7 protein-coding genes, 1 tRNA gene and 3 pseudogenes are annotated in these 15,545 nt (G+C 48.7%); 7 read left to right on the forward strand and 4 right to left on the reverse strand.

What is annotated here, in order from left to right; translation table 11 throughout:
• Positions 1-25: 25 nt before the first annotated feature.
• Positions 26-1,537, reverse strand: a complete 1,512-nt coding sequence (pepA, locus tag LQ945_RS15855) for a leucyl aminopeptidase (protein ID WP_044554022.1) — start codon at positions 1,535-1,537, stop codon at positions 26-28.
• Between the two features lie 280 nt (positions 1,538-1,817).
• On the opposite strand from pepA, the gene lptF reads away from it, so the two are divergent.
• The 7 genes and pseudogenes from lptF (at position 1,818) to LQ945_RS15890 (ending at position 9,428) form a co-directional block, all read left to right on the forward strand.
• Complete coding sequence (gene lptF, locus LQ945_RS15860; RefSeq protein ID WP_182820826.1) at positions 1,818-2,912, forward strand: LPS export ABC transporter permease LptF; 1,095 nt, start codon at positions 1,818-1,820, stop codon at positions 2,910-2,912.
• Complete coding sequence (lptG, locus tag LQ945_RS15865; protein ID WP_020825022.1) at positions 2,912-3,982, forward strand: LPS export ABC transporter permease LptG; 1,071 nt, start codon at positions 2,912-2,914, stop codon at positions 3,980-3,982. Before lptF ends, lptG begins: the two co-directional genes overlap by 1 nt.
• A 437-nt stretch (positions 3,983-4,419) precedes the next feature.
• Positions 4,420-4,504 (forward strand) — tRNA-Leu (locus LQ945_RS15870).
• A 186-nt stretch (positions 4,505-4,690) separates the two neighbouring features.
• Positions 4,691-5,956, forward strand: a pseudogene (locus LQ945_RS15875) (tyrosine-type recombinase/integrase).
• Between the two features lie 214 nt (positions 5,957-6,170).
• Positions 6,171-6,455 (forward strand): annotated as a pseudogene (locus LQ945_RS15880) (restriction endonuclease); the annotation flags it as partial.
• A 190-nt stretch (positions 6,456-6,645) separates the two neighbouring features.
• Positions 6,646-7,683, forward strand: coding sequence for an SIR2 family protein (locus LQ945_RS15885; protein ID WP_270101181.1), 1,038 nt, complete (start codon positions 6,646-6,648; stop codon positions 7,681-7,683).
• Entirely contained in the window at positions 7,680-9,428 is a 1,749-nt protein-coding gene (locus tag LQ945_RS15890) for an ATP-binding protein (protein ID WP_270101182.1), read from the forward strand. The genes LQ945_RS15885 and LQ945_RS15890 overlap by 4 nt, the downstream gene beginning before the upstream one ends.
• A 280-nt stretch (positions 9,429-9,708) precedes the next feature.
• On the opposite strand, the pseudogene LQ945_RS15895 reads toward LQ945_RS15890, so the two are convergent.
• The 3 genes and pseudogenes from LQ945_RS15895 to LQ945_RS15905 all read right to left on the reverse strand — a co-directional run.
• A pseudogene (locus LQ945_RS15895) lies at positions 9,709-9,871 on the reverse strand (5'-nucleotidase); the annotation flags it as partial.
• 31 nt (positions 9,872-9,902) lie between these two features.
• Entirely contained in the window at positions 9,903-12,359 is a 2,457-nt protein-coding gene (locus tag LQ945_RS15900; protein ID WP_270101183.1) for a nuclease-related domain-containing DEAD/DEAH box helicase, read from the reverse strand.
• A gap of 46 nt (positions 12,360-12,405) precedes the next feature.
• Positions 12,406-15,540 (reverse strand): type I restriction endonuclease subunit R, encoded by a 3,135-nt coding sequence (locus tag LQ945_RS15905; protein ID WP_270101184.1) that lies wholly within the window; start codon positions 15,538-15,540, stop codon positions 12,406-12,408.
• Between the last annotated feature and the right edge of the window lie 5 nt (positions 15,541-15,545).

A 15,545-nucleotide genomic window follows, 5' to 3' on the forward strand; every position in this document is an offset into this window, starting at 1 on the left:
ATTATACCTGAATTACCGCTCAGATTTAATCGTCGCCGTTTAACCCAGCGCGGTTCAGTAAAAACTGAGACAGCAAGGCTACCGGACGGCCGGTTGCGCCTTTGGCCTTGCCGGAACGCCAGGCGGTGCCGGCGATATCCAGGTGCGCCCAGCTGTACTTGCGGGTAAAGCGCGACAGGAAGCAGGCTGCGGTGATAGCCCCGCCCGGACGGCCGCCAATGTTCGCCATATCGGCAAAATTGGAGTCCAGCTGCTCGTAGTACTCGTCGGACATCGGCAAGCGCCACGCGCGGTCACCGGCCTGTTCGGACGCGCCGATCAGTTCGTGTGCCAGCGGGTTGTGGTTCGACATCAGGCCGGTGATGTGGTGGCCCAGCGCGATCACGCAGGCGCCGGTCAGGGTGGCAACGTCAATCACCAGCTCCGGATCGAAACGCTCAACGTAGGTCAGGGTGTCGCACAGCACCAGGCGGCCTTCGGCGTCGGTGTTCAACACCTCGACGGTCTGGCCGGACATGGTGGTCAGCACGTCGCCCGGACGATAAGCGCTGCCGCCCGGCATGTTTTCACAGCCGGCCAGTACGCCGATCACGTTCAGCGGCAGGTTCAGTTCCGCCACCACGCGCATCACGCCGTACACGGTGGCGGCGCCACACATGTCGTACTTCATCTCGTCCATGCTGTCGGCAGGTTTGATCGAGATGCCGCCGGAGTCGAAGGTCAGCCCTTTACCCACCAGCACAATCGGCTTGGCGTCCGGGTTCGGGTTGCCTTTATATTCCATCACCGACATCAGCGATTCGTTCTGCGACCCTGCGCCAACCGCTAGATAGGCGTTCATCCCCAGCTCTTTCATCTGCTGTTCGCCGATGACGCGGGTGGTGATGTTGGTGCTGAAGGCGTCCGCCAGTTGACGAGCCTGAGAGGCCAGGTAGCCGGCGTTACAGATGTTCGGCGGCATATTGCCGAGATCTTTCGCTGCCTTGATACCGGAAGAGACGGCCAGGCCGTGCTGGATAGCGCGTTCACCGCTGGTGAGCTCACGGCGGGTCGGCACGTTGAACACCATTTTGCGCAGCGGACGGCGCGGCTCCACTTTATTGCTTTTCAGCTGATCGAAGGTGTAGAGCGTTTCTTTTGCGGTTTCTACCGCCTGGCGCACCTTCCAGTAAGTGTTGCGGCCTTTCACGTGCAGCTCGGTCAGGAAGCAGACCGCTTCCATGGAGCCGGTATCGTTAAGGGTATTGATGGTTTTTTGAATCACCTGTTTGTACTGGCGTTCATCGAGCTCGCGCTCTTTGCCACAGCCAATCAACAGGATGCGTTCGGAGAGAATGTTAGGCACATGGTGCAGCAGTAACGTCTGCCCGACTTTACCTTCCAGTTCGCCACGGCGCAGCAAAGCGCTGATATAACCATCACTGATTTTGTCGAGTTGTTCTGCGATAGGGGACAAGCGGCGCGGTTCGAAAACGCCGACTACAATACAGGCACTGCGCTGTTTTTCCGGGCTACCGCTTTTTACACTGAACTCCATGCACTCTCCTGAATCTTAAAGACAAAGGCAGGCGCTACGGCTAGAATAACGTACTCCGTAACGATCTCCCGCCATTGAGTTAACTAACTATGTTAACCTGAACGGCGTAAATTGCTCTGTTTTGGCGACTATAAGTAAGTTCCTATAGGACACCCAAATGCTAGATGTTGTAATACTATTTTAGCTGTGTCGGTTGCCATATGATGAGAATAAATGGCGGATTAGCGATGAAACTATCGATTTTCCTGCAAAAAGACAAGTTTTCACAGGCGTAATAAGCGTGATCATCATAAGATATCTGGTACGGGAAACGCTAAAGAGCCAAATCGCGATCCTTTTCATCCTGCTTCTGATCTTCTTTTGTCAGAACCTGGTCAAGGTGTTAGGCGATGCGGTGGACGGCGATGTCCCGACAAATTTAGTTCTTTCTTTGCTCGCATTGGGTGTGCCGAAGATGGCGCAGCTGATCCTGCCGTTAAGCCTGTTTCTCGGCTTATTGATGACGTTTGGGCGGCTGTATACCGACAGCGAAATCACCGTGATGCACGCCTGCGGGCTGGGTAAGCGCACCCTGATCATCGCCGCGATGGTGCTGGCGCTGATCACCTCCGCCGTGGCAGCGGTCAACGTGTTCTGGGCCGGCCCTTTGGCCTCGCGCTATCAGGACGTGGTGATCAGCGAAGCCAAAGCCAACCCCAGCATCGCCGGGCTGGCGGAAGGGCAGTTCAAACCTTCGCAAGACGGCAACGCGGTGCTGTTTATCGGTAACGTAAAAGGCAGCACCTTCAACGACGTTTTCCTGGCGCAACTGCGGCCGAACGGCAACCAACGCCCGTCCGTGGTGGTGGCCGAACACGGCAAGATCAACCAGATGAAAGACGGTTCGCAGGTGGTGACGCTGGACAAGGGCACCCGCTTCGAAGGCACCGCGCTGCTGCGTGACTTCCGCATTACCGATTTCAACGACTATAAAGCCGTGGTCGGCCACCGCACGGTCGCCGTGGATGGCAACCAGGCCGAGCAGATGTCGATGCAGACGCTGCTGGAGTCTGACGACCCGGACGCGCGCGCCGAGTTCCACTGGCGCCTGACGCTGGTGCTTTCCGTGGTGATCATGGCGCTGTTGGTGGTACCGCTCAGCGTGGTCAACCCACGTCAGGGGCGCGTGCTGAGCATGCTGCCGGCCATCCTGCTGTATTTGATTTTCTTCCTGCTGCAGACGTCGCTGCGTTCCAACGGCGGCAAGGGCAAACTGGACCCGATGATATGGCTTTGGGTGGTCAACGCGGGGTACTTTGCTATCGCGCTGGCGCTAAACCTGTGGGATACGGTGCCGATGCGTAAGCTGCGTGCACGCCTGAGAGGAGCGGCCTGATGTTTGGCGTTTTAGACCGATATATCGGTAAGACGATTTTCAACACCATCATCATGACGTTGTTCATGCTGGTGTCGCTTTCCGGCATCATCAAGTTCGTCGACCAGCTGCGTAAAGTGGGCCAGGGCGAGTACACGGCGCTGAGCGCCGGGATGTTTACCCTGCTGAGCGTACCGAAAGACATCGAGATCTTCTTCCCGATGGCCGCGCTGCTGGGCGCACTGCTCGGGCTGGGCCAACTGGCGACGCGCAGTGAACTGGTGGTGATGCAGGCTTCCGGCTTTACCCGCATGCAGATCGCCGGCTCGGTGATGAAAACCGCTATCCCGCTGGTGCTGTTGACCATGGCGATTGGCGAGTGGGTGGCCCCGCAGGGCGACCAGATGGCGCGCAACTACCGTGCGCAGCAGATGTACGGCGGCTCGCTGCTTTCCACCAAAAACGGCCTGTGGGCGAAGGACGGCAACGACTTCATCTACATTGAGCGCGTGGCGGGCGAGAAAGAGCTTTCCGGCGTCAACATCTACCACTTCAACGACCAGCGCAGGCTGGAGACGGTGCGCTATGCCGCTACCGCCAGCTTTGAAGACGGCGTGTGGAAGCTTTCGCAGGTGGATACCTCCGACCTGACCAATGAAAAGCAGGTGACCGGCACCCAGACGCTGACAGGCGAATGGAAAACCAACCTGACCCCGGACAAACTGGGCGTGGTGGCGCTGGACCCAACCTCGCTTTCGATCAGCGGCCTGCACAACTACGTGAAGTACCTGAAACAGAGTGGCCAGGAAGCCAACCGCTACCAGCTGAACATGTGGAGCAAAGTGTTCTCGCCGCTTTCCGTGGCGGTGATGATGCTGATGGCGCTGTCGTTCATCTTCGGGCCGCTGCGCAGCGTGCCGATGGGCGTGCGTGTGGTAACCGGTATCAGCTTCGGCTTCCTGTTCTACGTGCTGGACCAGATATTCGGCCCGCTGAGCCTGGTGTACAACATGCCGCCGGTACTGGGCGCATTGCTGCCAAGCATGCTGTTCCTGCTGATCAGCGTGTATATGCTGCTAAAACGCAAGTAGCGGCGCGACAGACAATTAAAAAAGGCGTAGCCATGCGGTTACGCCTTTTTTGTTTCTGGTGCCTCTTGGACGCGCTGCTGCTGATATCGCTACGCACAGGTGCACATTATCGCCGATGTCATCCGTAGGGGCGCTGCATGCTGCGCCCGTGCCGTTTGCCGCAGGTATCGCCAATGTCATCCGTAGGGGCGCCGCACGCCGCGCCCGTGCCGTTTACCACAGTTATCCCGATGTCATCCGTAGGGGCGCCGCATGCTGCGCCCGTGCCGTTTGCCACCGCTATCCCCAATCGACACGCCCTACTTCGCCCAAATAATGAACCCAAGATGACCCCGCCGACGATTTTTTCAGCACTTAACTCATTGAACAACGGATAAGTGTTGCACGTGGATCGCTGAAAGGTATAATGCACCCGTTTTCCGCATACTACTTGCAGTGCCGAAGTGGCGAAATCGGTAGACGCAGTTGATTCAAAATCAACCGTAGAGATACGTGCCGGTTCGAGTCCGGCCTTCGGCACCATTAGTATGTAAATAGACCTCAACTGAGGTCTTTTTTTATGTCTAAAATTCAGCATTTACCTGCTTTTCTCGCCATATTAACTCTCTCAAAGTCAACCGACTTCAACGTACATCTACCAACACATGTTGGTACAGATGATGGTATTTCCGGTTCGATAATGCTTGTACCAACAGGGAGGGGATAAGCATGGCTCTAACAGATATCAAAGTCAGAACAGCTAAGCCAACGGATAAGCAATATAAGCTGACCGATGGCAACGGTATGCATCTTCTCGTCCACCCAAATGGTTCAAGATACTGGCGTCTGCAGTACCGCTTTGGCGGGAAGCAAAAGATGTTGGCACTTGGGGTTTACCCTGAAATTACACTGGCGGATGCCAGAGCACGTCGTGATGATGCTCGGAAGCTTTTGGCAAACGGCATCGACCCGGGAGACAAAAAGAAAAATGATAAGGTTGAACAAGAAGAAGCGCGCACTTTTGAGGAGCTTGCTGTTGAGTGGCATGCCACAAATAAAAAGTGGTCGGAAGAACATAGCCGACGAGTGTTCAAAAGCCTGGAGGACAACCTCTTTCCTGCCATTGGTAAACGCAACATTGCCGAGCTAAAAACGCGGGATTTGTTAGCTCCTATAAAAGCCGTAGAACTTTCTGGACGACTTGAAGTGGCTTCCCGTCTTCAGCAGCGTACCACCGCTATTATGCGCTATGCCGTTCAGAGCGGTTTACTGGACTACAATCCCGCGCAGGAGATGGCCGGGGCAGTTGCTTCTGGAAATAGGCAACATCGTCCAGCACTGGAATTAAAGCGCATCCCCGAGTTACTCCAAAAAATAGACGGCTATACCGGCAGGCCGCTAACCCGTTGGACAACGGAACTCACTCTGTTGATTTTTATTCGCTCGAGTGAGTTGCGTTTTGCACGCTGGTCAGAGATTGATTTTGAAACGTCAATGTGGACGATCCCACCAGAAAGAGACCCTATTCCCGGAGTAAAACATTCACAGCGAGGCTCAAAAATGCGCACACCGCATCTGGTGCCACTGTCTAAACAGGCACTGGCGATCCTTAAACAGATAAAGCAGTTTTCTGGAGAGCACGAGCTGATTTTCATTGGCGATCACGATCCGCGTAAGCCGATGAGTGAAAATACGGTGAACAGTGCGCTACGGGTCATGGGCTATGACACCAAAGTCGAGGTTTGCGGGCATGGTTTTCGTACGATGGCCTGTAGCTCGTTAATTGAGTCTGGGTTGTTGTCGAAGGATGCGGTAGAGCGGCAGATGAGCCATATGGAACGCAATTCGGTGCGGGCGGCATATATCCATAAAGCGGAGCATCTGGATGAGCGCAAACTGATGCTGTAGTGGTGGGCTGATTTTCTGGATGCGAATCGGGAGAGAGTGATTACGCCGTTTGACTATGCGAAGATCAATCGGGGTAATGGCGTGTGAGTTGAATCCCTTTATTTCTCGGTTGATGTTTAAATTAGAAAGACCAACTAGCCGCTTAGGACTGGTTGGTCACTGTATTTTTTATCGTTGTTATCAGAATTTCATCTGCCAGGTACAGAGCCACCAGACAAAAAGGATGTCTGCAATAATGCCTTGAATGTACATATAGCTGCGAGCATCATCGCAAACATGTGCTCATGGATTCTTCAACGCAATGACCTCTGACAAAACCCTAAAGCAAGCGATATCAAATATTACTATTTGGCGCAAAGGCGAACAGCGTGCGCCACATAAACCATTGTTGCTACTGCACGTCCTCTCACACTATCGCCTGGGTCATGATCGCCTGTTTAACTATGGTTCTGAAATCTACGAACCCCTGTTGGATCTTCTGGAACGTTATGGACCGCAGCGCCGTGACGAGCGACCGGACATGCCGTTCTGGCGTCTGAAGGGCGATGGCTTCTGGGAACTCCAGTCAAGCAAGGACTGCGAATCAAAGTTGTGATGGAGATATAAGAGTCCACTTTTTCAAAAGGTTAAAATGAGAGCCCTATATCTGATTACCGAACCTTAGTTAATAGGAAGTCATTTTTTGTTGGCCGAAACTTATAAGGCTTATTTAATTTTCCTATGTTTGTAAATTGCCTACCCACACGAATTAAGTGCTGCATCTACGGAGAGAGCAAGTGGAACTGAATGATTTAAAAAAACGACTTCAACAGCATCTGGGTGATGGCCTAGTTCTAATCGTTGGTTCAGGGTTATCTTGCGCAGAAGGAGTTCCTGGGATGGGAAAACTCGGGGACCATCTGATCGCCCATGTCGCAGACAATCTTTCCCCTGATGACCTGAAACTCTGGGATGAAATCCACCCCGCGATCGGAACTGATGGTTTAGAAGCGGCATTGCTCAAACGAGCCCCGACACCAGCCCTTGAAGCAATCATTGTCAAATCTACCGGGGAATACATAGCAGCAGCCGAAGCAGCTATTATCTCTGAGGTGTTTAAAAACGAGAAAACACTTCGGCTTACAATGTTACTTCCTCATTTATTAAAACCAGATAAAGGCATACCCATTGTTACAACTAACTATGACCGCTTAGTTGAGCTTGCCTGTGAAGAAGCTGGATTAGGAGTTGATACGATGTTCAGCGGGCATTTTGCTGCTCGGCTAGTGCCTCTTGATAGCCATTGGGGCTTTTGCCGTGGAGCCAAACTTGTTGGTAAGAATGTGCGATACAAGTTCACACCAAAAGTGAACGTTTTCAAACCGCATGGCAGCTTGGACTGGTATCACCGTAAAGGGAACCCGGTGCGATATACAGGAGATCTTCCTCTTCCTCGTCTAATTATTACACCTGGCTTGAATAAATTCAGGAGCGGCTACGACAGTCCCTTTGACAAACACAGGGAAAAAGCTAATGACGCAATCGATAAAGCCCGTCGTTTCTTTATCATCGGTTATGGCTTTAATGATGATCATTTGGAAACACATCTCACTCCTCGTATTCGGTCAGGAGTCAGAACTGTCATTTTGACCCATACACTTTCTGCAAAAGCTAAAGAAATAGCTAAGTTAAATAAGAATGTAATTGCAGCGGAGTTTCATAGCGATGCAGGAACTACCGGTGCGCGCTTTATCGTCGATGGTAATGAGATATTTTTCCCTAGTGTTGATTACTGGGATCTTAAAGGATTCGTAGAAGGAGTCTTATCCGCATGACCAGTTCTGCTCTTAAATTTACAGAAAACGAACAAATAGGCCGTGTGGCTGGAGTAGATACCAGCCGTGTGGCTATTGATGTCACCAACTCAGAAATGCTGACACGTGTTGGAATTGGACAGCTTATAGCAATAAAAGGAGCAACACAGGCCGAATTCCTGATTGGAATGACAGATCGCGTTACTCGCTCACTACGAGAAGAACTACCTGACCCAGAAGAGGATGAGTCAGGGATGTTAACCGTATCACCTTCAGACCATATGCAGGCTTTCGTCATTGGCACTTATAGAACTGTTGATGGAGATAAAACGGATATTTTCAAACGAGGTGCCGATAGTTTTCCTCAGATCGATCGCGAATGCTTTGTGATAGAAGGTGTTAATCTTCAGCGTTTTATGGGGATACTCGGTGCCGGTTTACCCAGCGAAGAACGTCTTAAACTAGGTACTTTCGTGGCGGATCGGAGTGCTGAGGCTATTGCTAGTGGGGATAGATTTTTCCAGAGGCATGCAGCCATCCTAGGAAGTACTGGTTCAGGTAAGAGTTGGGCTGTAGCCCTAATACTAGAGCGAGCAGCTAAGCTTAAATATCCGAATATCGTTGTGTTCGATATGCATGGTGAGTACGCCGCACTTGCTGACAAAACCAAAGGAGGTTACGCACAACGATTCCGTATCGCTGGACCAGGAGACCTTACTGCACCTAAAGATGATGCACTATTTCTGCCGTATTGGTTACTGAATCGAGATGAAATGTTGTCGATGATTCTTGACCGTAGCGATCAGAATGCCCCAAACCAGGCCTCTCGTTTCACTCTTCATGTTCGGGATCTCAAAGGCGCAACTCTGGACTCATCTGGTAAGCCGAAAGTCAAAGAGACATTCACTGTAGACTCACCAATACCTTACGCTATTTCTGATTTAGTTGCTCTTTTAACCAAGGATAATATAACGAAGGGTGTCGGGAAAAACGGCGCTGCTGTAAAGGGGGACTGGGAAGACAAGCTGACACGTTTTCTTTCTAGGCTGGAAGCAAAACTTGATGATCGCCGATATGGTTTTATGTTTTCCCCGCCTCCTGAAGCTCTCGATTATGGATGGCTTGCCAAACAGATTATAAAACTACTTCGAGCTGATTCTGGTAATGGTATTAAAATTATCGATTTCTCTGAAGTTCCTGCTGATGTCCTGCCAGTAGTGACAGGGACGTTAGCCCGCCTACTCTATGATATTCAGTTCTGGATGAACGCAAATTCTCGTACGCCAATCACTTTACTTTGCGATGAAGCACATCTTTATCTTCCTGTAAAAGATGACGCCGATTCAGTTCAAAGACAGGCGCTATGGTCCTTTGAACGCATTGCAAAAGAGGGGCGTAAATATGGTTTCTCATTATTAGTCGTAAGTCAGAGGCCATCAGATGTAAGCCGAACAATCCTTTCCCAATGTAACAACTTCCTTGCTCTGAGGCTAACAAATGACAGCGATCAAAATGTTATCAAGAGACTTATGCCTGATTCCCTCGTAGGTCTAACAGCTATGCTTCCACTTTTAGATACAGGTGAGGCTTTGTTGCTTGGGGATGCGGTTCTTCTACCAACACGCATTAAACTTGACCAACCGCTGGTAAAACCCGACAGCGCCACCCGAGATTTCTGGAAAGAATGGGGTTCTCTTAACCCTGATCTAGGTTTATTAGAGGCGGCAGTTGAATGTTTAAGAAGCCAGTCAAGAATTAACAAATAATGCAGTACTCGACGAGTATAAACACTCGTCGAGCCCTTTTTAGGGCATATTTATTTGATTCGAGAAAAATTTTAATTGTCGAAAAGTGAATCTGGTAGGCCTGAATCTACCTGTAAGTATCCCGGCAAAACGAACCATTCATTTTAACAGATATGTCAATCTCCGCTTATCGCTCGAAGCAGACCGTCAGGTTTGCTTATGTGCTACCGGTGAATATTGCCAAGTCAATTTTGAGCTAATACAATTCAGTCTTATTGACTAAATGGTTTGTTAGCGATAATCACGATGCTTCACGTTCTGCAAGTTCGGAGTTACTGGCATAAGGAGCTTGCAGTCATGATCAAATGCACATACTGATCTTCAAAGAAAATGTGTGGTTTAAGCGCCATCAGAACTTTTGTATTCTCTACACCGCCGAGAAAAAACTCATAGACATACCCACCTCTAACTTTAAATAAACCTATTTAAGAGATCTTAGTCGTCGACAGGTGAATATTTCCCTTTTTCGACTTTAATAAGATGCTTTTTATTGTAGCAAGTTGACAGTGCACAGGCTAAAGCATTCCTTAATTCAGAACGTTCTAATTGTTCAAGATAAGTATAGCGTTTACGTAGTGCATCTGTTATCTCATCCAATACTAGTATTTTATCTGGTGGTAATAACGCAACCCAAGCCTGTATAAAAGCTAATGCGCTTCTGTAGAGAAGTTTTCCGCCAGGTAATGATTCGCGTAGTACTTTCCTTCTATATGCCTTTTCGAATGCCACTCTTCGGGCACTAGCCGCAGCTAACGGTATGGGTAATAATCGTCTCTTTTCTTTTTGAACAGCTGAATTAAAATTACCCTGAGAGATTGTTAAATCAAACTCGCGAATTGCATTAATTTCATGTCTGGTTGGTGATGATTCTTCTGTTCTCTTATTGCAAAGAAAACAATTATTGTCAGAATCAAAAGGTGTCATCTTTTCACATGTGGCACAATTTTTTATTAATAAATGTGTTCCTATGTCTAATGTGTTTAATTCGAATTGTTGATTTTCAATGTAATAAACAACTCTCCGTGAATCGCTGAACCAATACATAACTGGGTAAGTATGGTGGGAATATAAATAATCAACCCACGTTTCCGCTGGAGAGTTTTCTTCATCAAACTCAATAAGCCACGAAGAAAGGCTTTTTGACCATGCTAATTTTACAGTGTTGAGTTTAAGGTCCCCTTCGCTGAAAAAGTTAGCCATAAGAACTTTGGAGGATGATTTATGTTTTGCTTCATTAATTGCTCGCTGAATTTCCTTTCTATTAACCAGCTTATGCAGAAAATTATTATTTTCTCTCCATGCTAGTTTCTCCGAATCATAAATTGCAATGAAAGCAGTTGTGGCTCTTGAATAAGCACAAAATAATTGAGCATCCTCCATGTTTTCGGAATCCAGTGTAATAACAACAGGTGATTCCATACCACGAAAACGGGATACAGTTTCAATATTTATATCAAAAATTTTCATGTCTTTCTGGAGGAAGTTTTTCACTAAATCCGTAGGGACAAGGACGGTAATCTCATCAGATGGTACAGAACTTTCTTTCAACCGTAAGATTTCATCAATCAATGTGGAAAGTGGATCGATAACTACTAATTCTTTTAACGTATCAGGTTCGTTATTCCTTGGGGAAGTAATTTGATATGAAGAAGGTCTGATAGCCATTAAATAATCAGTAACGGCTTTGGGGCATCTTAACACAATCGTTAAGCTGAAGGAAAATTGGGAGTTAATTATCCGCTGAAGGTCAGTATGATTCGTTCCTTTTTCAAAAGAGAACGTTTGGGTTTCATCGCAAAATGCAATAATGTTTTTATTTTCAAACCAACAAAATAAGGTTTCCAACCACGAAGGATGTAACGCCTGCGCTTCGTCAATAATCAAAGCATCATAATCCTTTAGATCCTTTTTATTTAATGCATTAAGCAAATCCTCGCAACATCCTGATTCAAACCAGCCTGTTGGAGACTCAGGAGGTAGCGCTAATCTATTACGAGCCTGATGACAGAGTTTGTGCCAGGTAAAAACGTCGCATAATGAGTCTGGAGTTTGTTGTCGAATGTATTCAGAAAGGCGGTTGTTAAAAGTAAGAAATAAAACTTTTTTTTGCTCTTTAACAAGTCGTCTGGCGAATTCAATCCCAATCAGAGTCTTTCCTGTTCCTGGCCATCCAGTTACAACAAATCGTTGATATTCTGACAGCAGTTCAATGACTTTAATTTGTTCATGTGTGAGTCTTAACCAGAGTTGATTATCATAAATAATTCGGGTTCCCCAGTCAGGCGTGCCATCAAATTGCGGGCATATAGATTTTATTATTAATTGAAGTCGTTCACTTCCTAAATCATTATTTCCTAATGCAGATTTCCAATATTGCATTATCTCAATAGTGTACTTTGCAATTTCCGGGAGTTGGCTTTTATCAACGAATATTTTTCTAAATGGTCTTACAGACGCATCAACCATTGCTGTATTTATAACGTTATTATTGAAATAGCTATCGGGAAAAATAAAACCATAACCAATACGCAATCGTAATGTTGTTGCTCCTCCTAACCAACGGGCTAATCCATGAACATTGTTACGTGTTTGCTTCACTACATCGACATTATTATTTGTTTGGAGATGTACAAAAATAGGGCCATCTACGCGATATACCCCACTTTTTACCTCGAAAGCTAAAACACCATAGATACGATGGAGAACAAGAAAATCTATTTCTCCACTTGGAGGTAATCTCATACCCAAATGCCGGGCTGCCGAACTCAACCACGGAAGACTATGAATCACAGTGAAATCATCGGACAGCCCTTCTTTTAGCAGGGCATAGACCGTTTTTTCTCCATAACTATCATTATCAACAGGTCCGAATGCCGGAATCATTTTGGCCATATTACTATTTCCTTATAACATGCTCCTGGCAGAAATTTTCACGATGTTACATCGTCCAGTGATTAGAAATAACTTCCGCTTGTTTTAAAATTAACTCCACCGCACCCGCTGTTTTATCCGGCGGATATTTATACCGACGCAGAGTCTGTCGAACCAGGATACGCAACCTTGCACGAACGCTTTCCCGTACCTGCCAGTCTACGGTTGTAGATTGCCGCAGCTTCAGCGTCACTTCTATCGCCAGTTTCTTAAGTACCTCATCCCCTAACTCTCGGACGGCGCTTTCGTTTTCTGCCAGTGCGTCGTAGAAGGCGATCTCGTCAGGATTCAGACCAAGCGCATCATCACGCGCCATTGCGGACTGAAAATCCTTCGCCATCTGGATCAGCTCTTCAATCACCTGCGCCGTCTCAATAGCCCGGTTGTTGTATTTAATCAGCACGGCCTGAAGACGTTCAGAATACTTCTTCTCCTGCACTACGTTATTTTTCGTGCGGGACTGGATACCATCATTAATCAGTTTTTCCAGCAGCTCTACCGCCAGGTTGCGATAAGGCATATCGTGGACTTCCTGCAAAAACTCATCAGAAAGTAAGCCAATATTGGGCTTATCCAGCCCGGCCAGTGTGAAAATATCATCCACGCCATTAGCAATTACGGCATTATCCAGAATCTGTTTCAGCGCGGAGTTCTTCTCGGCCTGGCTTATTTTTTTGTCCACACTGGTAAATTTGCTGATAGCGGCCTTCACTGCAGACAAGAAAGCAATCTCCAGTTTATAAGGCTGTGCCGCATCCAGCGTACAGCAAAGCGACCAGGCTTTAGTAATTGCCAATACGTTATCAAGAAAGCGTTTCTTACCGTCTTCAAGGCCGAGCACGTAGTTTGCAACAGGTACCAACAGCTTTTGTGCGTGAGCTTCAAAGCCGGTGTAGTCAAAACCCGCTGACGTTGCTGTTTTGGCAAACATACCGTGGATGATGTCCAACTTTTCCAGCATGATTGCCAGCGCTTCTTCGGCATTAATGGTCGCATCGCCTTTACCGTTTGCATCGGTATAGGTTTTCAGCGCCAGTTTCAGTTCATTGGCGATTCCGATGTAATCCACCACCAGCCCTCCGGGTTTATCTTTGAATACCCGGTTGACGCGGGCAATGGCCTGCATCAGGTTATGTCCGCGCATTGGCTTGTCGATATACATGGTGTGACAGCAAGGGGCATCAAAGCCAGTCAGCCACATATCGCGCACAATCACCAACTTCAGCGGATCGTTCACATTCTTGAAACGGGACTCCAGCCGTTTTTTAGTTCGTTTGTTGTAGATATGCGGTTGAAGCATTGCCTTATCGGACACTGTACCGGTCATCACGATTTTGATTTGCCCCTTTTCAGGATCGTCATCGTGCCACTCCGGGCGTAGCGCGATAATTTCATCGTAAAGATGGACGCAGATTTCACGGCTCATGGCGACAATCATCGCCTTGCCGTCCATTACGGTATTGCGCTTCTCAAAGTGAGAAATCAGATCGGCGGCAACCTGTTGGAGACGAGGTTTAGCACCAACCAGTTTCTCCAGACGGCTCCATTCACCTTTGGTTTTTTCACGCAGGTCCAGCTCATCATCTTCAATCAGTTCATCAACCTGATCGGAGAGCGCCGCCAGTTCTTCATGATTGAGATCGAGTTTCGCCAGCCGGGATTCGTAGTGAATAGGCACCGTTGCGCCATCGTCCACCGCATCCTGAATATCGTAAATCGAGACGTAATCGCCAAATACAGCGCGGGTATCGCGATCCTCTGCCGAAACCGGTGTTCCAGTGAATCCCAGAAACGAGGCGTTAGGCAGCGCGTCACGCATATGTTTAGCGTAACCGTATTTATAGATGCCGGTTTCCCGGTCCAGGTTGGCTTTCATGCCGTACTGGCTGCGGTGGGCTTCATCGGAAATAACAACGATGTTGCTGCGCCCATTGAGAACCGGATGGGCGTTTTCCCCTTCCTCCGGGGAGAACTTCTGCACAGTGGTAAAGATAATGCCGCCAGCATCGCGGGTTGCAAGCAGTTCACGCAGTGCTTCGCGGTCATCCGCCTGCACTGGCGTCTGTTTGAGCAGTTCCTGTGCCTGACAGAAGGTGCCGTAAAGCTGGCCGTCCAGATCGTTACGATCGGTCACGACCACAATCGTCGGGTTGCCCATCTCCGGCTGTTGCAACAATTTACCGACGTAGCAACACATAGAGATACTTTTACCGGAACCCTGCGTATGCCAGACCACACCGGCTTTCTTACTGCCTGGCTGAATGTTGCTGTGCAGGATCAGTTGCTTACCGGTAGCAGCGACGATCGTCGCCTGCACGGCCTCACGCACCGCGTGGAACTGGTGATAACCAGCTATTTTTTTTATCAGTCTTTCATCGTTGTTTTCGAACAGAACGAAGTAACGGATATAGTCGAGCAGCTGTTCCCGGTTAAAGAACCCCCGTACCATAGTTTCCAGTTGCCATTCCAGCAGGGGCTTATCATTTTCATTGCTGATGGTCTTCCACGGCATAAAACGTTCTTCCGTGGCCGTCAGAGAACCCACACGTGCCAGATAGCCATCGCTGACAATCAGCGCTTCATTGCTGATAAACAGATCGCGGATTTCGTCTTTATAGGTCTGTAACTGGTGGTAGGCATCCCAGATATCTACTTTGTCGTCGATGGGGCTTTTCAGTTCCACAACCGCCAGCGGCAGTCCGTTAATAAAACAGATGATATCCGGGCGTCGCGGTTGTTTCGTTCCGCAAATAGTCATTTGATTGACCACCATAAAATGGTTGTTTTGCGGCTGGTTAAAATCCACCAGCAAGGCATGGTCGTGGATAAGTTCTTCGTCGCAACGGTACTGAACCGGAACACCTTCCAACAACCAATGATGGAAGGCTTTGTTGCTGGCAATCAGATCCGGGCTTTCAGCGCGAGTAATACGGGATATAACCTGTTCGAAGACGTCTGCGGGCAGATGCGGGTTGATTTTTTGCAGGCAGGAGGTTAACACGGGCGTCAGGAACACATCATGATAGCTGGCGCGTTGCGGGTTACTGCCATCAGGGGCAATATCCGGCCCGTGATGAATTTCCCAGCCCTGTTCAGTAAACCAGCCCAAGCAAAGCTGTTCTAAGTCGTCTTCGGTTAGCATCGGTA

It is taken from the genome of Serratia liquefaciens, from assembly GCF_027594825.1.
Classification (GTDB): Bacteria; Pseudomonadota; Gammaproteobacteria; order Enterobacterales; family Enterobacteriaceae; genus Serratia; species Serratia liquefaciens_A.